The 22,050-nt window shown below is 57.6% G+C and carries 17 protein-coding genes; 11 read left to right on the top strand and 6 right to left on the bottom strand.

Translation table 11 applies throughout. The features are described from left to right. Window positions 1–105: 105 nt before the first annotated feature. The 4 genes from E7738_RS04870 to E7738_RS04885 all read left to right on the top strand — a co-directional run bounded on the left by E7738_RS04870 (window position 106) and on the right by E7738_RS04885 (window position 6,280). Window positions 106–1,176: an amidohydrolase family protein gene (locus E7738_RS04870; protein WP_394516157.1), complete on the top strand. Its 1,071-nt coding sequence runs from the start codon at window positions 106–108 to the stop codon at window positions 1,174–1,176. After that, the gene (locus E7738_RS04875; RefSeq protein WP_132462505.1) at window positions 1,151–2,425 is read left to right on the top strand and encodes an MFS transporter; all 1,275 of its coding nucleotides are present in this window, start codon (window positions 1,151–1,153) and stop codon (window positions 2,423–2,425) included. Before E7738_RS04870 ends, E7738_RS04875 begins: the two co-directional genes overlap by 26 nt. A gap of 320 nt (window positions 2,426–2,745) precedes the next feature. Beyond that, window positions 2,746–3,861, top strand: a complete 1,116-nt coding sequence (locus E7738_RS04880) for a lactonase family protein (RefSeq protein ID WP_394516158.1) — start codon at window positions 2,746–2,748, stop codon at window positions 3,859–3,861. Window positions 3,862–4,183: 322 nt separating this feature from the next. After that, window positions 4,184–6,280, top strand: coding sequence for an FUSC family protein (locus E7738_RS04885; RefSeq protein WP_125308677.1), 2,097 nt, complete (start codon window positions 4,184–4,186; stop codon window positions 6,278–6,280). Here the strand turns inward: E7738_RS04885 and E7738_RS04890 are convergent. Both E7738_RS04890 and E7738_RS04895 read right to left on the bottom strand, forming a co-directional pair. Further along, a complete protein-coding gene (locus E7738_RS04890; RefSeq protein ID WP_394516159.1) occupies window positions 6,277–10,860 on the bottom strand; it encodes an ATP-dependent helicase in 4,584 nt (1,527 codons plus the stop codon). The genes E7738_RS04885 and E7738_RS04890 overlap by 4 nt on opposite strands. A 129-nt stretch (window positions 10,861–10,989) precedes the next feature. Continuing rightward, window positions 10,990–12,417: a purine-cytosine permease family protein gene (locus E7738_RS04895; protein ID WP_058780560.1), complete on the bottom strand. Its 1,428-nt coding sequence runs from the start codon at window positions 12,415–12,417 to the stop codon at window positions 10,990–10,992. A 275-nt stretch (window positions 12,418–12,692) separates the two neighbouring features. Here E7738_RS04895 and E7738_RS04900 point away from each other — a divergent pair, with 275 nt between their 5' ends. Beyond that, window positions 12,693–13,223: a GNAT family N-acetyltransferase gene (locus tag E7738_RS04900; RefSeq protein ID WP_058769804.1), complete on the top strand. Its 531-nt coding sequence runs from the start codon at window positions 12,693–12,695 to the stop codon at window positions 13,221–13,223. An 85-nt stretch (window positions 13,224–13,308) separates the two neighbouring features. Here E7738_RS04900 and E7738_RS04905 read toward each other — a convergent pair whose 3' ends face one another. Further along, window positions 13,309–14,088 carry an alpha/beta hydrolase gene (locus E7738_RS04905; protein ID WP_058780561.1) on the bottom strand — a complete coding sequence of 260 codons (780 nt, stop codon included), beginning with the start codon at window positions 14,086–14,088 and terminating at the stop codon, window positions 13,309–13,311. Between the two features lie 228 nt (window positions 14,089–14,316). Here E7738_RS04905 and E7738_RS04910 point away from each other — a divergent pair, with 228 nt between their 5' ends. From E7738_RS04910 to E7738_RS04925, 4 genes are all read left to right on the top strand, one after another. Further along, a complete protein-coding gene (locus E7738_RS04910; RefSeq protein ID WP_127834093.1) occupies window positions 14,317–15,048 on the top strand; it encodes a YoaK family protein in 732 nt (243 codons plus the stop codon). Window positions 15,049–15,194: 146 nt separating this feature from the next. Continuing rightward, window positions 15,195–15,749, top strand: coding sequence for a type IV toxin-antitoxin system AbiEi family antitoxin (abiEi, locus tag E7738_RS04915; protein WP_021506034.1), 555 nt, complete (start codon window positions 15,195–15,197; stop codon window positions 15,747–15,749). Further along, the gene (locus E7738_RS04920; protein WP_058780563.1) at window positions 15,724–16,641 is read left to right on the top strand and encodes a nucleotidyl transferase AbiEii/AbiGii toxin family protein; all 918 of its coding nucleotides are present in this window, start codon (window positions 15,724–15,726) and stop codon (window positions 16,639–16,641) included. The genes abiEi and E7738_RS04920 overlap by 26 nt, the downstream gene beginning before the upstream one ends. Window positions 16,642–16,824: 183 nt before the next feature. Beyond that, complete coding sequence (locus E7738_RS04925) at window positions 16,825–17,340, top strand: phenolic acid decarboxylase (RefSeq protein ID WP_058758650.1); 516 nt, start codon at window positions 16,825–16,827, stop codon at window positions 17,338–17,340. A gap of 745 nt (window positions 17,341–18,085) precedes the next feature. On the opposite strand, the gene E7738_RS04930 is transcribed toward E7738_RS04925, so the two are convergent. Continuing rightward, on the bottom strand, window positions 18,086–18,529 hold the full coding sequence (locus E7738_RS04930; RefSeq protein ID WP_152391002.1) for an NUDIX hydrolase: 444 nt from the start codon (window positions 18,527–18,529) through the stop codon (window positions 18,086–18,088). A gap of 322 nt (window positions 18,530–18,851) precedes the next feature. Here E7738_RS04930 and E7738_RS04935 point away from each other — a divergent pair, with 322 nt between their 5' ends. Then, on the top strand, window positions 18,852–19,607 hold the full coding sequence (locus E7738_RS04935) for an SDR family oxidoreductase (protein ID WP_394516160.1): 756 nt from the start codon (window positions 18,852–18,854) through the stop codon (window positions 19,605–19,607). A 40-nt stretch (window positions 19,608–19,647) separates the two neighbouring features. Here the strand turns inward: E7738_RS04935 and E7738_RS04940 are convergent, their stop codons facing one another. Then, window positions 19,648–20,481, bottom strand: a complete 834-nt coding sequence (locus E7738_RS04940) for a LysR family transcriptional regulator (protein ID WP_058780566.1) — start codon at window positions 20,479–20,481, stop codon at window positions 19,648–19,650. A gap of 109 nt (window positions 20,482–20,590) precedes the next feature. On the opposite strand from E7738_RS04940, the gene E7738_RS04945 reads away from it, so the two are divergent. Continuing rightward, window positions 20,591–21,325, top strand: coding sequence for an SDR family oxidoreductase (locus E7738_RS04945; protein ID WP_394516161.1), 735 nt, complete (start codon window positions 20,591–20,593; stop codon window positions 21,323–21,325). A 2-nt stretch (window positions 21,326–21,327) separates the two neighbouring features. On the opposite strand, the gene yeiL is transcribed toward E7738_RS04945, so the two are convergent. Beyond that, the gene (yeiL, locus tag E7738_RS04950; protein WP_058780660.1) at window positions 21,328–22,020 is read right to left on the bottom strand and encodes a transcriptional regulator YeiL; all 693 of its coding nucleotides are present in this window, start codon (window positions 22,018–22,020) and stop codon (window positions 21,328–21,330) included. Between the last annotated feature and the right edge of the window lie 30 nt (window positions 22,021–22,050).

Consider the following 22,050-nt stretch of genomic DNA (forward strand, 5'->3'; position numbering starts at 1 on the left):
CTATGTAAAACTGTGTTTTACCTGGTGCAACTCATTGCTTCACCGATGAGGCACGCCAGCAGCGTTTCAGACCTGATTTAAATCAGGCAGTTAAGAGGGGATACTATGGAGATCGTTAACGCACCGCATCTGCCTGTCAGAGAGCACTGGCTGGCACTGCATCATGAGCCCGCTTTGATGCCCGACCTGCCGATGGTCGATGCGCATCATCACTTATGGGACCGCCAGACAGGGCGTTATCTGGCGCCTGAATTCAGCCACGATATCGAAACATCCGGCCACCGGATACTCTCTACCGTCTACATTCAGTGCCGTTCAATGCTGCGCCGCAACGGACCGGAGGCCTTCAAACCCGTCGGTGAGGTGGAGTTTGCCAGCGGCGTCGCGGCAATGTTTGACAGCGGCCATTACGGCGCGGCGGCAGGCTGTGAAGCGATTGTCGGCGGTGCCAGCCTGTTGGCTGGCGATGACCTGCTGCCGGTGATTGAAAGCATGACGGAACGTTCAGGGGGACGATTACGCGGGATGCGTAATCCGCTGGCCTGGCACGATGACCCGCGCGTGGTATCCAGTCCCGCGACGCCGCCCGCCGGTCTGGCGGCCAGTGCCGCATTCCGGCGCGGTGCCGCATGCCTGGCCCGCAAAGGACTGTCGCTGGATGTCTGGGTTTATCACACCCAACTCGATGAAATCGCTGAGCTGGCACGGGCGCTACCCGATCTGCACATTATTGTGGACCATTGCGGCGGGCCGATCGGTAGCGGGCCGTATGCCGACAAACGGGATGCCACCTTCCAGGAATGGAAAAAGGCCATCATTGCGCTGGCGGCGTTGCCAAACGTGAGCATCAAAATCAGCGGTTTCGGCATGACCGTCATGGGCTACTCCTTCGCCCAGCATGCCATACCGCCGGACTCTCAGACGCTTTCGCAGGCCTGGCGGCCGCAGTTTGAAACCCTGGTTGACGCGTTTGGCGTCGGGCGCTGTATGTTTGCCAGCAACTTCCCGGTCGACAAAGGGATGTTCAGCTACGGCGTATTCTGGAATGCCTGTAAAAAGCTGGCTGAGCACGCTTCGCCAACCGAAAGAGAACAGCTGTTCTGGCGCACCGCGGCTGCACGCTATCGCTTATCCTCCCTGGAGAATATGGATGAATATCAAATCAAGACTGCATGAAGCGCCTCCCCTGGCGCAGGATGAGTCCGCTGCAGCGATCTCGTATACATCGGCAGAAAAAAGGACGCTGGCGCTGGGCGGGTTAGGGTGGACGTTTGAAAGCTATGACTCGTTTTTGCTCTCGCTGTTACTACCGGTACTGGGCGTGGTATTTGATGTCAGCAAAACAGAACTTGGCGTGTTTATCAGCACCACGGCAGGCGGGCAGATTATTGGTGGCATTCTTTTTGGGCTGGTTGCCGATAAGATCGGACGCGTCAGAACGGCCTTCATCTGTATCGCCATCTATTCACTCTTCTCCGGACTGCTGGCGTTCTCCCACAATCCTCAGGCGTTTGCTGCGCTGCGATTCTGCGGTGCGCTGGGTATGGGCGGCATGTGGACGTCAGGAGCGGCACTGATCGCCGAAACATGGCGTCCGGAACGTCGTGCACGCGGTGGCGCGCTGATGCAAATGGGGTTACCGGTGGGGGCGATTCTGGCGATTGGCCTGACGGCGCTGGTGACGGCCCTGACCGGCGGGCTGGAAAACGGCGGCTGGCGCTACCTTTTCATGATTGGCGCACTGCCGGTGTTTATCATGATGGTTATTGCTTATATCACGCCTGAATCACCCGTCTGGCTGGCGCGCCAGCAGGAACGCGCTCACCGCCAGAGCAAAACAGCAGGTACCGGCAAAATCAACCTCAAAGGATTGCTGCTGGCATTTACCTTTATCTTTTTCATTCAGTACCTGTTCTGGGGCGTATTCACCTGGACGCCAACCTATCTTCGTGAAGTTAAGCATCTTGATTTTCTTCACAGCCTGAAATTTGTGCTGGCCCTGCAAACCGGTGCCATTGCAGGCTTCCTGGTGTTCTCACTGCTGGCCGATAAGTGGGGGCGCAGGCCGATGTTTCTGCTCTACCTGTTTATCGGTGCGGTGGCGGTCGGCATGTATCTGGCGACCACTCAGCCGCTGATTCTGATGGTTGCCATCTTCATGGCAGGGTTTGGCGTAAACGGTATTTTTGCCGGCTCCGGTCCTTTCCTCGCCGAGATCATTGGCGACACGCAGTCACGCGGCTTTTTAATGGGGCTGGCGTATAACGGCGGGCGCCTGGGCGGCTTTATCGCGCCGCTGCTGATTGGCTTTGTGGCCAGCGTTGGAGGATTCACCGCCGGGCTGGCCACTACGGTGATCGCCTTTCTTGCCGCGATGGTGGTGGTCTGGTTAGCGCCAGAAACCAAAGGCGTGAAGTTGCAGTAAGCTGTGCACCTGTCGCGCAATCGGCAGGTTAAAACCTGTGACACGGTTGAACACCTGACGCGCTGTCAGGTGTTCAGCCAGTTGTGTGGTATACCCACCGTAGCCAGAATCATCACCGCAAAATCCTGCACCACATCGCGGCCACGCCAGGTGAGCCCGCGCACAAACCCGGACAAAACATCAGGTTCGCCGGCGCGCTAATTGCCTGATTAGCCTGACTTGCTGGAGAAGTGCCCAGGTGACGTCGGGCAATCTCACATAACAGGCGCGTGCTTTACTGCGTATAACCGGGTCTGATTACCCTCATCAAGGAGAACACCATGATAAACAGCCTGCGCACCGTTACGCTGCTGGCGGCAATGACGGTGAGCGCGCCACTGCTGGCGCAGACCTTTGTGTACGTATCCGCCGCCGACGACGGCACCATCGCGCGCTATACGCTGGACGCGCGCAGCGGCGCTTTGCAGCTGCTTGGCCACACTGAGGCCGGGGGAAAAGTGATGCCGATGGCGCTCAGTGCGGATCACAAAACGCTGTACGCGGCGATTCGCAGTAAACCGCTGCAGCTGGCGAGCTGGCAGATTGACTCGCAGAGCGGCGAGCTGAACAACCGGCACACCGTGCCGGCTGCGGCCAGTTACCCCTACATCAGCACTGACCGTCAGGGACGCTTTCTGCTGGGGGCCTCATATGACGGCGACGTGGTGCAGGTTTACCGCCTGACAGCCAGCGGCACCATCGCTACGCCGCCGGTCGGCAGCTATAAAACCGGTCATGCGGCGCATTCGGTGATTGTCGATGCCAGCGGTCGTCACGCTTATGTGGGTAATCTTGGCACCGATCGCGTGCTGCAGCTCCGGCTGGGCGCAAACGGCACGTTGAGCGCCCTCGGCAAGGGGGAGGTAGCAACCGCCGCCGATAACGGTCCGCGCCACTCGGTGTTGTCGCCGGATAATCGCTATCTGTACAACATTGGTGAAATGGGCGGCATCATTACCCAGTTCCGGCGCGAAGCCAGCGGCGAGCTGGTGAAAGTGGCGGAAACGCCCAACGCGGTGGCGGCGCAGTATCATCTGCAACATGGCCGTGAACGGCCGCCGGGTTACAGCGACAGCACGCCGCGCATCTGGTCAGCGGATATCCAGCTGACGCCGGACGGGCGTTTTCTGTATGTCAGCGAGCGCACCAGTAGTACCGTGAGCGGTTACCGTGTTAACCAGCAGGATGGCAAACTGACGTTGATCGGCAGCTGGCCGGTGGAGAAACAGCCGCGCGGCATGGCGATCAGCGCCGATGGCCGCTGGCTGGTGGTGAGCGGTGAGAAGAGTGCGGTTATTGGCAGCTACGCCATTGAGGCGCGCAGCGGGGCGTTGCAGCGGGTGGGCGAAGCGCCAGCCGGCCGGGACGCGAACTGGGTGACCATCGTCAGCTATTAAAATGATCGGGCGCAGGAAACTGCGCCTTATTGCGCGAAATTATTTTATGGATAGCATCGTCCGGCAGCAAAGTGTGATCTGCGACACATTTCTACCGCTGAAGGCAGATTGCTGCTTTCTGCGGCAGTGGCAGCGCAGATATCCCGCCGGCGACCCGCCGATCGCTGCGTTCGATTAGTTTCTTTAAAGCATTCAGTGCCTGATGTCAGGCGCGTATGAACACCGTTTTCGATTACGAAACAATTTGTCGTAGTTATCGGGATGAGCGCCCGCCAGATTCTGGCAGGATACGCCGCACTTAGCGCCTTCTGGTCTCCGTGACATGCAGTGGTTTTCGAAAAACGCCGTTTTTTTTGCTGTAAAAACCTGTCTGGCCGCCTTTCTGGCATTGTATCTGGCTCTAGAACTAAATGTTGATCGTCCCGCCTGGGCGCTGACCACGGTGTTTGTGGCATCGCAGCTTTATTCGGCCTCCACCATCTCCAAATCGCTGTTCCGCCTGCTCGGCACGCTGCTCGGTGGCGTCTTTATCTTTTTTATCTTTCCACTCACCGTGGCGCATCCGCTGCTGTTCAGCCTGTGTATCTCACTGTGGGTGAGCCTGTGTCTCTATCTGTCGCTGCACGACCGCACGCCGAAAAGCTATGTCTTTATGCTGGCGGGCTACAGCGCCGCGATTATGGGTTTCCCGGAGGTGACGACACCGCTCGGTATCACCAGTACCGTGCTGTCGCGCATTGAAGAAATTACCCTGGGCATTGTCTGTAGTAGCCTGGTGCACGCGCTGTTGTTTCCGGTCTCGATGCGCAGTCTGCTGGAGCAGAGCGTCAGCCAGTGGTATCTCAACGGGCGCAAGCTGTGCCGCGATTTACTCTCTGGCATTTCCGCTGACCGATCGCCAGAACGCGACGAAATCCTGACCCGCATGGCCACTAATCCGCAGCAGGTCGAGATCCTGATTACCCATTGCGTGTACGAGGGCGACGCGGCCCGGCGTCTGATTCGCCTGGTCAGCACGCAGTATCAGCATCTTTCATACTTAATCCCCACGCTGACGGCGATTGAGATGCGGCTGCAGCGGCTTGCGGCGCGCCAGATTGTCTTTCCTGCCTGGGTTGAGCAGACCCTGCAGCAGTTCCTGCTGTGGCTGAATGATGGCGAAGCGGTGGGCGATGTCATTGGTATTCAGCTGGAACTGAGCCTTTGTCAGGATCGGCTGAATGCAGCGTGGCGCAACGGCGAATTGTCTACCGAACACTGTCTGCTATTTACCGGCCTGCTGGAGCGGCTGGTGGATTTTGTGCGTATCGCCGGGGCTTACCAGAGTGTGGGCGGGCTGGTCAGCGATCTGTCAGGCGACACCACGCTGGCGCGCGGCAAACGCACGCATCGCTTTTTCGACAAAGGGCTGATTCGGCTGTCGGCGCTGACGGCATTTTGCGCCACCTTTGGCTCCTGCCTGCTGTGGATGGCGACCGGCTGGCGCGACGGGGCATCAGCGCCAGTGATGGCCGCGATTCTCAGCTCCTTCTTCGCCAGCCTCGATACGCCGCTGACCTCAATGAAGCTGTTTATTCGTGGGGTGATTGTGGCGATCTTTATCAGCGTGATTTATGTCGCGCTGCTGCTGCCGCAGGCAACCTCGTTCGAGGCGCTGATCCTCTGCCTGGCACCGGGTCTGCTGCTGCTCGGACTGATGATTGCGCGACCGGCCAGCAACATGATCGGTCTGAGCGTGGCGATTCAGATCCCCGGCTTTATCGGGCTCGGACATCATCTGAAACCCGATCTGGTGCTGCTGGTGAATAACGCGATTGCTTCAATGGCCGGCGTGCTGTTTGCGGTGATCCTGACCGCGCTGATGCGCAACAAGCGGCCATCGTGGACCGCGCGCCGTGCCGTGCGTCACGGCCTGCGTGAACTGCTGCGCTTTATCAAGGAGATTGAGCGCACCGGCTCATCGCTGCTGGGACGCCAGCGTTTTATTGGCCTGATGCTGGATAAGGTCAACGTGGTGCTGCCACGCCTGCACCTTGATCCGCAGTCCGATATGGCGCCGGCGGGAATGCTGCTGACCGAGGTGTGGCTGGGGGTCAATAGCTTTGACTACTACGCACGCCATCAGGCGCTGCTGAGCCGTTATCAGCTGGACAGCGGGCAGATGTTTCACGAGCTGGGACTGTTTCTCAAGCGCAGGCTGAAGTCGCTGCAGACGCCACCGCATGAAGATTTGCAGGAGGAGCTCGATGTGCTGCTGATGCAGCTGGAGCAGCTGGCGCAGCGTGACGAGGCGCTGCTGCTGCCGCTGTTTCATCTGTTCAGCATCCGGTTATACCTGTTTCCGCAACTTAGCTGGCCGGCGGCCACGCCGCGTCAGGCCGAACGCCTGCAGCAGCATCGTTACCGCCTGCAGGCTTAGCCATACCAGCTGTAGCCTTTCGGCACGCGGGAAAAGCCGATGGCTTTCAGGGCCGGTAGCAGCGATGACTGACTGGCCGGCTGATCGTCCACCCGTTCGAGGATGAAGCTATGGGTTTTCTCCCGGCGTAAGGCCTGGCCCAGCGCCACGATGGCGGCCTGGCGTTGCTCCTCACTAATGTCGCCAAAAGTTAACAGCTCTTTACCACCCGGCGGCAGCCACAACATAACGCGCCCATCGCCAATCACCACCAGTGCGCCGCTGCGGCGGGTAGGCCGCACGCCACCGACGCTGAGTGTCCACGCCAGCTGCACGCCAAAGGGATTGGCGGGATCCAGCACTGCCAGCGCCACCGGCGGATGCGTGGCCTGCGCGCTGCCAAGCTGGCGCAGCCGGTCGATGGCCGGATTTTCAGCAAACTGCGCGCCGCCCATGCCGGCAACAAAGCGCCCGCGCAGCAGCCGTCCGGCATCCTCCATGCCGCGCAACAGCGGCTGCAATGCCGGAAAGCCGCCGGGAATCTGCTCTGCCACGGCGGCACCGCGCGTGATCACGCCAAAGCGGTCGAGCATATTTTCAGTCAGCGCCAGGGCGCGTTCGGTGTCGGTCAGCGGCTGCCGCACAATCAGCGACCAGCGTCCGGCCATGCTGTTGAGCGAGGGCTGCGCAGCAGCACTGCGGCTGGCTGCGAAACTGGCCCGACTGTGGCGACTGCGCGCAGGACGGGCCGGGCGTGGACGCGGCGTGTGGCTGGTGGTGCTGAGCTGGCGCAGCGCGGCCCAGGTATCCATGGTCAGATAGCCGCGCCATACCAGCTCCCACATCGCGGCAAAGACTTCGCCGGGGTCGACAGCATGTTCATGCTGCGCCATCACGCGCGGCAGCAGCTCGCGGGCGAACCAGCCGCCGCCGTCCTGTAACTGCGCCACAATCGCCTGCTGCAAAGGTGACAATGTCACATTATTACCTTCATCAGGCACAGGTAACGTTTCGCTGGCAAACTCACTCAGGTGCAGTGAGACCAGTCCGTCCTGCGCGCCAGGGGCCCGCTGGCCACTCCAGATGACTTCACCGGAAGAGAGCAGCTCATCCAGCATCGCTGGCTGATAATCACGCACCCGCGCCGGCAAAATCTGGCTTTCCCACAGCGAAACCGGCAGCGCCACGCCAGCCAGCTGTTCGATCACCCGCACCACGCCGTTGATACCGGCAAAGGCGCCCTGTGCCGCAGATGCCGCGACGTCGCTCAGCAATCCCTGACGCTCAAGCAGAAAAGCCACGTACGCCGGCGCTTCGACCGGTCGGGTGGCCTCACGCGCCGCCTGCAGCGATCGCACGCGCAAACGACGAAATACGCTTTCCGCTACCCACTGCGTTGACGCATCGACCGCAGGCGAGAGGAAATCGCCTTTCAGTACGCGTTGCTGCTGACGCAGCTCTTCCAGCGTGTCGTCGACCACGACCCGGCCCAGGCCAAAGCGGGCAGCGATTTGCAGACTGGTGGCGACAGCGTGGGTGCGCAGATAGCGATTAAGTAAGTCATGCAGCGGACGGGCCACCGGCGCGAGCAGCCCGGCGGGCAGATCAGCTGGCAGCGCCGTGCCCAGTGCGTCGCGCAGCCGCACGCCATCTTCGGCGACAGCCCAGCGCGCTTCTGCCGCAATCGTAACCTGAATGATGCGTTGCGCCTGTTGCAGCGCGGTTAGCAGCGGCATCAGCGCCGCCTCACCGTTGTAGCGCGCCGTGATTTCCGGCACAGTGAGCGGCCCCAGCTCGCGCAGCAGATCAACCACAGCTTCCTGAGTGCTGGCCTGATAATCGGGGACGGTGCGCTGAAGCTCCTGCTCAACGCGTGCCACCACCTCGGGTGCCAGCAGCTCGTGCATCTCAACCTGGCCCAGCAGATCGCTCAGCAGCGTGCTGTCGAGCGCCAGCATTGACGCGCGCCGCTCCGCCTGCGGCGCATCGCTGGCATACATGAATTCGGCGACATAGCCAAACAGCAGCGGTGCAGCAAACGGCGAGGGCGTATCGGTAGTAACTTCAGTCAGCTTAACCTCGCCCTGTTGTATCCGCGCCATCAGCTGATGCAGCGCCGGCAGGTCATACACGTCCTGCAGACATTCACGCGCGGTTTCGATCAAAATCGGGAAATCGTCGAACTGCCGCGCCACCTCCAGCAGTTGCCCGGCGCGCAGCCGCTGCTGCCACAGCGGAGAACGTTTACCGGGATTGCGGCGCGGCAGCAGCAGGGCGCGCGCGGCACATTCGCGGAAGCGGGCGGCAAACAGCGCAGAATGTCCCACCGCAGCCGTCACCTGTCGCTGGAGTTCGTCCGGCGCAAACAAAAACAGTTCAGCGCCTGGCACCCGGCCTTCGCTGTCAGGGAAGCGCGCGACAATCCCATCATCGCTGGCGACCACGGCCGGATCGAGGCCCATCTGACGGCCAATCCGCTCAGCGATGGCCAGCGCCCATGGCGCATGCACGCGCTGACCATAAGGGGAATGCAAAATCACGCGCCAGTCGCCGGTTTCATCGCGACAGCGCTCAATCAGCAAATTGCGATCGTCAGGCACCAGGCCTGTGGCGGCGATCTGTTCGTCGATGAGCGCACGAATGTTGTGTCGGGCATTGGCGTCAAGGTTGTCGCTGCCGGGCAACATCCCGCTGGCGGCATGTCGCAAATAGCGGCCAATGGCTTCGCCGAGTGTCGCCGAACGCCCGAGACTGTCGCCGTGCCAGAAGGGCAGGCGCGCCGAGCGACCGGGTGCCGGCACCACTACCACCTGATCGTGCGTAATTTGCTGGATGCGCCACGAGGTGGCGCCAAGCGTGATGATGTCGTTAATCCGCGACTCATACACCATCTCCTCATCCAGTTCGCCGACCCGGCGCGCACCAGACTGTTCTTCGCCCTCCGGCAGCATCACGCTGAACATCCCACGATCCGGAATGGTGCCACCGCTGGTGACGGCCAGATGCTGCGCGCCCGGGCGACCGCTTAAGGTTTGCTGTTGTCGATCCCAGATGATGCGCGGGCGCAGGTTAGCAAACTCGTCCGAAGGGTAGCGGCCAGACAGCATGTCCAGCACCGCATCGAAGGCGTTACGCGGTAACGTTTTGAACGGATCGGCACGGCGTACCTGTTGATACCACGCCTCGATTGACAGGGTGTCCATGGCCGCCGCCGCCACCGTATGCTGGGCGAGAATATCGAGCGGATTGTGTGGCAAAGCGATAGCATCCAGTTCGCCTGCCAGCATCGCGTCCACCGTCACGGCCGCATCAACCAGATCGCGGCGCGTGCGCGGCCAGATAATGCCTTTCGGCGTACCGCCGACCTGGTGGCCGGCCCGGCCAATACGCTGTAGCGCGCTGGCCACCGAAGGCGGTGCCCCGACCTGAATCACCAGATCGATATCACCCATGTCAATTCCCAGTTCAAGACTGGATGTCGCCACCACGCAGCGCAGCTCGCCGGCTTTCAGGGCGTTCTCAATCTCCAGCCGCTGCTCTTTCGACACCGAGCCATGATGCGAACGGGCAATATACGCTTCAGCAGGCGTGGCGCGTTTTTCGGTTCCACCGCTAAAAGAGCCATAGGCGAGGGCTGGCTCTGCTACGCCATGCTCTGGCGCGGCGCGTCGCGCATACAGTTCGTTGAGCCGTGCGGTGAGTTTCTCCGCCAGCCCACGCGAATTGGTAAACACCAAAGTCGCGCGATGGCGCAATACCTCATCTAGGATGCCGGCTTCAATATGCGGCCAGATGGAACCGGCGGCGAGGCTGCTCTCCTGCGCGGCGCGCGCATCGGGACGCTGCTGGATATCCGTCATGTCCTCTACCGGCACAGTAATTGTCAGCTGCAGCGGCCGCTGCGCCGGCGGGTTGACGATGCGCGTAGCGCCCGCGCCACCGAGAAAAGCTGCCACCGCTTCTGGCGGTCGCACAGTGGCCGACAGGCCAATGCGCTGAGCAGGCTGCGCCAGCAATACATCGAGCCGTTCCAGGCTGAGCGCCAGGTGGGCGCCGCGTTTACTTCCGGCCACCGCGTGCACTTCGTCAATAATCACGGTTGAGATGCCGCGCAGCGTTTCGCGGGCTTTTGACGTCAGCAGCAGGAAAAGCGATTCCGGGGTAGTAATCAGGATGTCCGGCGGCCGGCGCTGCAGCTTTGCCCGTTCGGCGCTGAGCGTGTCGCCGGAGCGCATGCCGACCTCCAGCGTGATATCCGCCTCACCCAATTCCGCGCGCTGAGCGGCAACGCCCGCCAGCGGTAGCGCCAGGTTACGCTGCACGTCAGCCGCAAGCGCTTTAACCGGTGAAATATACAGAATGCGCGTCTTATGACTGCGCGCTACGGGTTCGTCGCGGCTACGCTCGCGAAACAGCGCGTCGATCGCATGCAGAAATGCCGCCAGCGTTTTGCCGGAGCCGGTTGGAGCAATCACCAGGCAGTGTTGTCCGCTGGCGATGGCGCGCCAGGCTTCCTGTTGTACGGGGGTCGCCGCCGGGAAAGTGCGGCGAAACCACTGTTGCGTGGCCGGGGTGAACAGTGAAAGCGCTGAGGCTGGCATCCATGACTCCTGCATTCTCGAAAGGGCGATCAGCAGTGTAGCCTGCCGCAGCGTTTACGGCATTATCAGGATGTTACTGGAGTGAGGGAGGCGCAATATCGCGCCGCCCTCAGCATACCTGTGACAACGTCACTCAGGGTAGATCGACTGCGCGAGTGCACCACGGCGGTCGAAACGACGCGCCCCCAGCCACAGCAATGCGGTAACAAACCAGCCGATGATCCATGACACATCGTTGCCGGCAAAAATCCACGTCAGGGAACCATGATGCAGCGGGTTATCAATGAATGGCAGCTGTACCAGCACCCCGAGGAAGTAAATGATAATGCCGGCCCAGTTCCAGCGACCGTAGCGGCCATCCGGTTGCGACAGCGCGGGCACATCGACTTTCCCTTTGGTAATCAGATAGAAATCCGTCAGGCTGATGGCGCTCCACGGCACAAAAAAGGCCAGCAGGAACAGCAGGAAGTGGGTAAATGATTTGAGAAACGCCGGTTCGCTGAGTAGCGCAATGATGCAGGAGAGCGTGACCATCAGCACCACAAACAGGATACGTCCGCCACGGCTGATCGCGGTTTGCTGGCGAAAACCGGACACAATGGTGGTCAGCGACATAAAGCTGCCGTAGGCATTGAGCGTGGTGAAGGTGATTTTGCCAAAGCAGATGGCGAAGTAGATGACCATCGCCATGGTGGCGCTGCTGCCCAGCCCGACGATGTAGCCCACTTCATTACCGGAGAACGCTTTACCCGCAATTGCAGCCACAATGACGCCGAGCGTCATTGATGCCTGCGTGCCCAGCACGGTGCCAAAAAACACCGAACTGAACAGCTTTTTCGCGGAGACATCCACCGGCAGATAGCGCGAGTAGTCCGACACATAAGGGCAAAACGCAATCTGCCATGACGAGGAGAGCGATACCGCCAGCAGAAAACTGGCAACGCTGAAGTGCTGATTTTGCCAGACGGCCGCTAAATCGTGGCTGGAGAGTAGGGTGATGAACAGGTAAACAAACGCCAGCACGCCGATGACGCTAGCCACTTTGCCGAGTTTATGAATCACCCGATAGCCGAGCACCGCAATCACAATGATGATGGCGCTGAAGATGATCATGCCGGCTGCATTGCTGACGTTGACCAGCTTCGCCAGCGCCTGGCCGGCCAGTACCGTGCCGCTGGCCGAGAAGCCCACATACATAATGCACACCAGCACCAGCGGGATCACCGCGCCAAAAACGCCAAACTGCATACGGCTGGTGATCATCTGCGGCAGGCCAAGGCGCGGGCCCTGGATCGCGTGCAGCGACATGATGGCCGCGCCGACGATCTGTCCCACCAGTAAACCGACAATCGACCAGACCACATCGCCGCCCAGTACCACCGCCAGCGCACCGGTAACAATGGCGGTGATCTGCAAATTGCCACCAAACCACAATGTGAACTGGCTAAACGGATGCCCGTGACGCTCGCTGAGCGGGATGTAATCAATGGAACGTGTTTCTGACAGGCGCTGTTTCTCTGCACCTGAATAATCTGCGGCAGGTATCTGAGCGGACATAGTTTCCTCGCTGGAACGGCTAAAGGTGGTTAGTCATTGATTTTTCTTGTTAGTCAGTGGTAAATGTCACGAAACATACATGTATATACATGTAGCGATATTGTCACGAGGTTGATGAGGTTACAAGCTGACTGGTCATTGGAAATTGTGATGACGCTGGCAATGTTGTCCGTTAATGTCAGGAGCCTGGCCGGTAACGGACGCGCACAAAGGCGATGATGCGCTAACTACACAGCCACTACCGGTGGCGAACAGGACAACCCGGGGAGAGAGTTATGCAGGCAGTGATTGAAACAGAACGCTTACGACTGGAACCTTTTGCGCTAAGCCACCTCGCCGGCTTGCGCGCGATGGATGATGACCCGGAAATCATGCGTTATATCAATGAGGGACAGGTGAAGAGCGAGGACGAGACGCTGGCGACCATTGAGCGCGTGCAGCAACGCTGGCAGCGCTATGGTTTTTCCTGGTGGGCACTCCGCGAGAAGAGCAGCGATGACATCGTCGGGGCGGCTTGTCTGCAGCATCTGGCCCATCAGGAACAGGCGCCGCTGGAAATTGGCTGGCGACTGTTGCGCAGCAGTCAGGGAAAAGGGTACGCCACCGAAGCCGCCACGGCAATTGTGCAGTTTGCTACCGGGCAGATTGGAGTAGATTATCTGGTGGCGGTGGCACATCCGGAAAATCTTGCATCCCATCGGGTGATGCAGCGGCTGGGTATGCGCTATCGCGGTATCGAGCAGCATTACGACCAGCCCTGTGTGGTTTATGAACTGGATATGAAGAGTGCCCCAGCGCATTCGTGAGGCAGGGCGCGCACCTCTGGTAGCGGCGCGATTTATCACGCAATAAATTGCGCCGCTATCAAACATGCACCCGGTAAGGGCGCGATCAATACCCTGGTACGTGCGCGGCTTTCATGATCAGATTTGCCACCGCCTGCGGCTGGGAAATCAGCGACACATGGCTGGCCTTGAGTTCGATGGTCTGCGCATGCATGCGTTTCGCCATAAAGCGCTGCAGATCCGGATTGATAGTGCGATCCTCCGTCGACACCGAATACCAGCTCGGTTTGCTATGCCAGGCCGCCACGCTGGTTTTCGCCTGGGTAATGGCTTTACCCATCGGTTGCTGAACGGCGTAATAAGCCCGCGCTTCGCTTTCCGGCAGATCGCCGGCAAAGTCATGGATAAACGCTTGTTCACTGAGCGCGCCAAAGCCATCGTCACGCCACTTCAGGCCAGCGGCAACGGGTGCTGCAGGGAACTTTTTGGTGAGCGCCGGATAATCTTCACCGGCCTCCGGCGCGCGCGCCGCGATGTACACCAGCCCCTTCACTTCAGGTTCATCGCCCGCCTGGCTGATAACCATGCCGCCATAAGAGTGCGCAACCAGAATCACCGGTCCGTCCTGCTGTGCCAGCGCGCGTTTCACCGCCGCCACGTCATCATTCAGCGACGTCGTTGGGTTTTGCACCGCGGTGACGTGCAGACCATTCGCCTGCAACAGTGGGATGACTTTGCCCCAGCTGGAGCCATCAGCGTACAGGCCATGGACCAGCACAATATTTTTTACTTCCTGCGGCGCGGCAGCGCTGTCGGCGTGCGCCAGTCCGGCACTCAGGGCAGAGATTACCAGCGCCGCCAGCGCCGTGATTTTGCGTAATGTCATGATCGGTCCTCATAATTAATCGGGGTTCATGCACCACTGTAAGCGCCGGGGACCAACATTCCGCTGACGTGGAAATGACAAAAAAATGACAGCGACACGATGTGGCAGCGGAGGATTTAAAAGTAATAAAAGCAGAGGATTAGCCGTGAGTCGGAGCATAGCCGCTATGCTTGATAAGGATGAGACCCGACCAACCCGAGAATCTCTCAAAGGAGTGCTGAATAGATTATGCTGTTGCGCAAGAAGAAAATCCGCTCTCACAGCGAAGATCGCCTGCTGGCGTTAACGCTGGCCACCACGGCCGGTATCCTCAACGCCATGGCGTTTGGCGCATTCGGTTTTTTCCCTTCCCATATGACCGGCAATACCTCGCAAATTTCGGCAGAGGTGAATGGTTCTGACCTGCACGATCTGCTATTTCTGGCCGTGCTGATTTTTGCTTTTGTCTGCGGTGCCATGCTGGCGCGTTTGACGGTAGCTTACGGCCTGAAGCGGAATCTGCGCACCATTTACTGTCAGGTGCTGCTGGCAGAGGGTATTTTCCTGCTGCTGACCTCCCTGGTAGAAATCCTGTGGTATTCCGAACGAAACAACGGCGAAATTCTGGTTACGCTGAGTTTGCTGATGGGCATTCATAACTCAACCTCGACCCAGCTTTCCTCCGGTCGCGTTCGCTCCACGCACGTGACCGGCACACTGACCGACGCCGGCATCGCACTGGGATCCTGGCTACGCGCATCCTTCAGTCAAAGCGAGGCCGCCGATCGCGATGGCCATCGAACCGTGCTTTTTACTCATCTGGTTACGATCTTCTCATTTCTGTCCGGCTGCGTTGTCGGTTATCTGCTGTTCAGACACCTTGGATTTGAAGCGATGGCGGGGTTGGGCATTGTGCTGGCGCTGATCGCCGTCGGTGGCATCGCCAGGACCCTGCATTTAACCGGCATGCGATTTTGGTAACACCGACGAAGAGTTTTCCGATTTGAAGCAGGCGGATTAAGTGCACACGAATACTACTTTTTACTGGTATTCATGTGCACTTGAAAGTGCTGGGCAAATCATGTACACATGAATACTCTATAAATGTGGTTTTCCCGTAGACTTATATGAACAAAATGACGGCAATCGAGCGGCTTAATGCGTTTGACAGGCAGGGGCGCTATGTCTTTGCTGTTCGTGATTTAGCCAAAGTCTTTTATGACGACAGTGACAAGGCTTTCAACGCTGGCCTGAACCGTCTGGTGAAGGACGGCATCCTGCAGCGCGCCAGCCGTGGCGTCTATGTTTACGCCTATGCGAGAAGTAAAGACGCTTACACGCTGGAAAGAATCGTACAGACGTTGCGCAGAGGAGAATACAGCTACCTGAGCCTGGAATCGGCGTTATCGGCTTACGGTGTAATTTCACAAATCCCGATGGGGCGTCTTACCGTTATGACCACGGGCCGTTCTGAAGAACACATTACGCCTTATGGCGTGATCGAATTCACGCATACCAAACGATCGCCTGAACAAATTTTGCAGGACACCATTTTGGGCGAGTCACCTTTGCGCCTGGCAACCAAAAAAGCCGCACTGCGCGATTTACGTCGGGTGGGGCGTAATACGCATCTGATTGATGAGGCGGAAACGAACGATGAATCAGAAAGTCAGTTTCACTGAACTGGTCGCTAAGGCCATGGCTTCAGCGCAACTCGAGGGTATGCGTAACGTAGTGGAAAAAGAGCTTTTACACTACGACATCCTTTACTGTCTGGATAAAGCGGGTCTGCTGCAAAATCTGACGTTTCAGGGCGGTACCTCTTTGCGGCTATGTTATGACGGCAATCGATTCAGCGAGGACCTGGATTTCGCCGGCGGCATCAATTTTTCCGGTGCAGATTTAAAAAACATGAAGGTCTGTATCGAAGACTATCTCGGCACGCGTTACGGTTTAGAAGTTACGGTCAAAGAGCCGGCAGAACTTCGCCGCCAGCCGGGCTATGAAGAGATCAGAGTCGATAAATGGCAGGTCTCCGTGACGACGGCACCCGAAAAACGCGATATGCCTAAGCAACGCATCAAGGTCGAAGTTGCTAATATTCCCGCTTACAGTCGCAAACCGTTGCCGCTAAGCCGCAATTATCCGGTGTTGCCGGATGGCTACAGCGATACGCTGGTAATGTGTGAAAGTCTCGACGAAATCATGAGTGATAAGCTTATTTCCCTGGTTGCGACCACCAAATATCTTCGTTACCGCGATGTCTGGGATTTACCCTGGCTGATGCAGCAAGGCGCTGCGTATGATGTGGGCTGGATTCGGCAAAAAATCGAGGATTACCGAATTCCTGACTATGAAAAGTTATTAAAACAACGACTGGCTGGTATCGAAAACATCGTCAAAGACGGACGTTTTTACAACGAGATGCGTCGTTTCATACCCCAGCAGGTATTTGCCAGAACGCTGGGACGTGCAGAATTTACCGATTACATCGCCGAACGTTTGACCTCGCTGTTGCAAAGATTGCAGCGAGATTTAGCAGGAAAACGGCCAGACGACGCCTTCAGAATGTAACAGCGACAGCTGGCCCGGCGTACAGAGGAGATAAAAGAGCAGGGGACGGGCGCTGTCAAGCCGGCAGCACGCTCAGGAAGCGGATTTTTTTTGTTAATTTGCCGTCTGGTTTTCTCACAGGCGCTATAACTTACTATTCCTGCTTCAACAAACTGCTGATGAGGTAAAACAATGGATAACACCATGATAACGGATGAATTTTCCAAAGATTTGTCTGCGTTTGTTGGGACGCATTTCGTTTATACCTATGATAATGGCTGGAAATATGAGTGGTACGCGCGCAACGCAACAACCTGTGATTATCGTATCCATCAGGGATTGGTTGGTGGCCGTTGGGTGACCAACCAAAGTATGAATGCGGTGCAGTTCGCGCCGGGCATTTATAAAGTCGACTGGCACGAGCCGACCGGCACCTGCGTCAGTCTGCTGTTTGATATCAACCGCAAGGTGATTCACGGCACCATCTTTTTCCCGCAGTGGATTGCCGGCGAAGGACAGCATCCGGAAAAAACCATCTGCTATCAGAATGAATTTATCGAAGATATGCATCGTTTCCGTGATGAAGGGCCAGCGTATCCGTACGTAGTGATTCCTGAGTTTGCCAAAGTGACCTACATGAAGAATGAAGGTCCGGATAATGATGCCGTAATCAACATGCCGCCGGGACAAATGCCGGAAGATTATTTTAAAGATAAATGAGGCTGGCAATCCGCTGACGGCGCCGGGTTCGGTCGCCATGAATGGCGCCCCTGCGATTGTGCAGTGCGGCGAGGCATTGATGCGCACTAAGATGACGTCGCGATATTCAGCAAACAGACCGATCGCGCTACGTGAAATCTGACAAAAGCGCTGAGGGATAACCGGGAAGTTTTCGCGTAGCGTTGTCATGCTGGATGAGCTAAAGACATGGAAAGCCACCGGGCGAAGCTAACCGGGTATTCAGTTGTAGGGTGCGCATTGATGCGCACCAGGATATCGCCATGGTGTCGCGTGATTCGTTGTCATTGTGGATGAGCGAAGAGATAGCTGAAGCTAACCGGGCAGTCTGTTGTAGGGTGCGCATTGATGCGCACCAGGATAACGCCGTGGTGTCCATCAAACAGACCGGTGGGATAGGTGGAATGCGTTGTAGGCCTGGTAAGAGGCGTGAAGGGCGAAACTGAAGGATTGAGATACGTGATCAGATATCTTATTTAACATAATATACATTATGCGCCATTTGATCACAGGGGCAAAGCTAACCAGGCCGCTTTAGTCCTACCTGCTGAAAATCCTGAAATACCTGTATAAATTCTGCAAGCATTGCCGTGAGTTCATGCTTCAAACTTTGCTTTCCTGAGCTTGTGTCTGCTCTACTGAACATACTCTTATCATCTGCAATAAGATTCCATTTGAAAGCGGCAATGATAGATTCACACGCTCAACGCTATGACACGTCGCGTGATTAATCTGGCAATGCGCAGAGATCAGCAATATTTGTTGGATAAACGACGTCGCGAGTGTTTCGCAGCTCAGTAAGATCCCACCAGTGATAACTATCAATGACTAACTTTTCATTTTCAGTCCAACCACTGGTACGGATATCTTCATCTCCAACTTTAATTAAATAAAATCGTTCATTTGCCAAAACCACCTCACCGCTGGGAAGCGTCATTTCAAAAATGCGCTCAGTTAGCGGCTGACCCACATCATCGACATAAAAGCCTGTTTCTTCTCTGAGCTCTCTGATAGCTGCCTGTTCAAAAGTCTCTCCCGGTTCAACGCCTCCGCCGGGTGTGGCCCAGTATTCTCTGCCTGACAGGGCATTATTTTTATGCTTAAACCAGAATAATAAAACCTGATTAAGAGGATTTATAATAAGCAAACGAGCCGAATCGCGGGTGCGCACTTTATAATTCCTTTATGATTTTTAATACAAATCAGCATAACTGATCATGGTCAGAAAACGAAACGTCACAGTCTGCAGGAACAGGACGACAGGATAGACATCCCTCCCCGGCTCGCTATATAGTAAACGCGCATCTCACTTCTGACTTGCCGTAGGCGTTACCGTCATCCAACGCGCCCTGAACCGGAATGGGCCTCTGCGCAGAGGAAAACCGGAACAGCGCCACGGCATCGTTCACGCTTTCTACGCATCCTGTTTATCGGGATCGCTAGCAGTGCATCACCGCACGTGGCCTTTCATTCTCTGACTGACAAGGCACATTATGAAACTGACCAACAACACCCTGCTCATCACCGGCGCAACCAGCGGTATTGGCCGCCGCCTGGCCGAGGTTTTCCACGATCGCGGTAACCGCGTCATTATCACCGGCAGACGTCAGGCGCTGCTCGATGAGATCACCGCCCAGCGCCCGGCCATTACCGGCTTTGCTCTGGACGTTAATGACACCACCGCCCTCGCCCGCTGTTCCGCGGCGATTCACGCGCAGTTTCCGCATATCAACGTGCTGATCGCCAACGCCGGTATCTCGCAGCCGGAAACGGTGACGGCGGACGAATGGACCAGTGATATTGCTGAGCAAATCGTGATGACCAACATCCTCGGTGTGATTCGCGTCACCGCCGCTTTTTTACCGCTGCTGCGCCGTCAGCCGCAGGCCACGTTGATGGCAACCAGTTCCGCGCTGGCCTTCCTGCCGCTGGCCAGTTTTCCCACCTACTGCGCCAGCAAAGCCTTTCTGCATTCCTGGCTGGTTTCGCTGCGTCATCAGCTGCGTAATACCCCGGTCGAGGTGCTGGAAATGCTGCCGCCGTATTTACAGACGGCGCTGACCGGTAATCAACAGCTCAGCGATCCCCGCGCCATGCCGCTGGACGACTATATCGCGCAGATTCTGCAGATGCTGGAAAATGGTCCGGTTGCGCGCGGCGAACTGCTGCTGGAGCGCGACCACGCGCGGCGCTGGGCCGAACGCGACGGCAATTTTGACGCCATGTTTGACATGATGAACCCGCGCTAATCCACTTTGATCCGGTGCGCCCGGCAGCGCACCGGATCTATCATGATGTACGCAAAGGCGCGCCGTGGCTGAAGTGCGCCAGCACCCGTTCTACCGCTGGATTGGCCTGCGCCTGAACCGCATAGCAAATGCCGACACGTCGCATCAGCGGCTGACCGGGTAAAGCGCGCCAGGCCAGGCGATGCCGCGCGGCAACCAGCGGCGCCGGCGCAATGGTGACGCCAAAGCCGGCTTCCGCCAGATCCAGCGCCAGCGCGTAGCTGCCGGCGTTGGCCGCGGCCGCACCCGTACCGTAAAAAGGCAGCAGCCGCTGATGTGACTCATCAGTCGGCACCATCACCCACGGCAGCGGATGTAACTGGTCATGGGTCAGCGTTTCCAGCTGATTTAGCGCATGACTGGCGGGATACGCCAGCACGTAGTGCTCTTCAAACAGCGGCATAAACAGCTCGTCTTCGCAGCGCAGGCTTTCACACGCCAGCCGGATATCGCCCACGCAGCCGGGCTCGACGCTAAGCAGCACCGTGGGAAAATGTTGCCGGATGGCCGTCAGCAGTTGCGCCAGCTGGGCGGGCGCGACATCCCCTTCGACACCAATCTTCAGCGGCAGGCAATCCGACGGCTGCCGAAAGCGTGTGACCAGCGCCTGCATATCGCTAAGCATCTTGCGCGCCTGCGGATAAAGGACGCGAGCGTCCTCCGTGACCTCCACGCCACGCGGTCTGCGGATAAAAAGCGTGGTGGCCAGCTCCTCTTCCAGCAGTTTGATCGTGGCCGAGAGCGCGGGCTGCGTCAGATTGAGTAACTGTGCGGCGCGCGTGATGTTGCGCTCCTCAAACACGCAGATAAATGCTTTTAGTTGTCGCTTATCCATAGAAAATCATTATATCGGCGAAAGAAATAAACCATTTTTCACTAATTGCTGCGCGATTTAAAGTGCACGCCTCAGCTCCGCCATTAATTTTATCTATGAGGAAGTCATTATGACCCAGAATGTTAAACCCTTAATCGTTATCACCGGCGCCAGTTCCGGTATCGGTCTTGCCACGGCGAAACTGCTTTCGGCGCGTGGACATGCCCTGCTGCTGCTGGCTCGCCGTATCGATCGTATGACGGCACTGAACCTGCCCAACGCCTTGTGCCGCGCGGTTGATGTGACCGATCGCCACGCATTTACCGCCGCAGTGCAGGATGCTGAGCAGCAGTTTGGCCCGGTCGATGCGCTGATTAACAATGCAGGCGTGATGCTGCTCGGCGCGATTGAACAACAGGATGCCGGCGAATGGGATAAGATGTTCGACGTCAACGTGAAAGGCCTGCTCAATGGCGTGCAGGCGGTCACCGCAGGCATGATTGACCGCAAAAGGGGCACGATCATTAATATCAGCTCAGTGGCCGGACGGAAGACGTTTCCTAATCACGTAGTGTATGTTGGCACTAAATTCGCTGTACATGGCATGTCAGAGAATTTGCGCGAAGAGCTGTCGCCGCACAATGTACGCGTGATCGTTATCGCGCCGGGCGCAGTTGAAACCGAGCTGTTGAGTCACACCACCAGCGAAGCAATTAAGGACGGTTATCACGCTTGGAAAGCTGAAATGGGCGGCAAGGTGCTCAGTGCAGACGACGTGGCCAGCGCCATCGATTACGCCTATTCGCAGCCGCAGTCGGTCTGCGTGCGGGAGATCGTGCTGGCGGCCACCCGCCAGGGCGCATAAACTCAGTGACCCGGCAGCGCTGCGCCGGGCTCCATCTCTTCGGCTAAGGCCGTCAGCGCCGCGCGGTTACCGATCGCATAACCCCCCTGCTGCTTACGCAGCACCCCTTCTGCGCTGAACTGCGCAAACACATACAGCAGGTGGCGATAGGTCACGCCAAGGTACTCCGCCACCTGCGTATGCTTCTCTTTATACACACCATCATGCTGGGTCAGCAGGATAAAGGCCGCCAGCCGGTTAACCAGCGGAAACGCCTGATTGCGCGTTGAGGTGACAATATTGCGGAAATTCTTTTTCACTAAACCGAGACAGGCGTGGCGCAGGAACTGCGCATCATTTAACAATAGCGTGCGGCAGGTTTTCACCGGCAGCGCCAGGCACCAGCAGGCTTCAATCGCCTGCACCGCGCGTGAAGCATGCGTTTCATCCAGCACTTCAATCTCGCCAATAAAACAGGGCGCATTAAAGAAATCCACCAGCGAAATACGGCCATTGGCCAGTGTGACATACAGTTTGGTGCGACCGCGCGCCAGATAAAACATATACGCCGGCAGAGTCCCCTCGCGCACAATATAGTCCCCGGCAAGAATATGAAATAAATGTGTGTGCGGGATCACATCGGCTGAAAATTTATCGCAATAGCCGGACGCCATTATTAACTGCTGCTTCAGCGCGTCATTATTTATTTCTTTCATCATTCGATGTCCACTATGAGATTTCTCATA

This window comes from Pantoea sp. SGAir0430, from assembly GCF_043549295.1.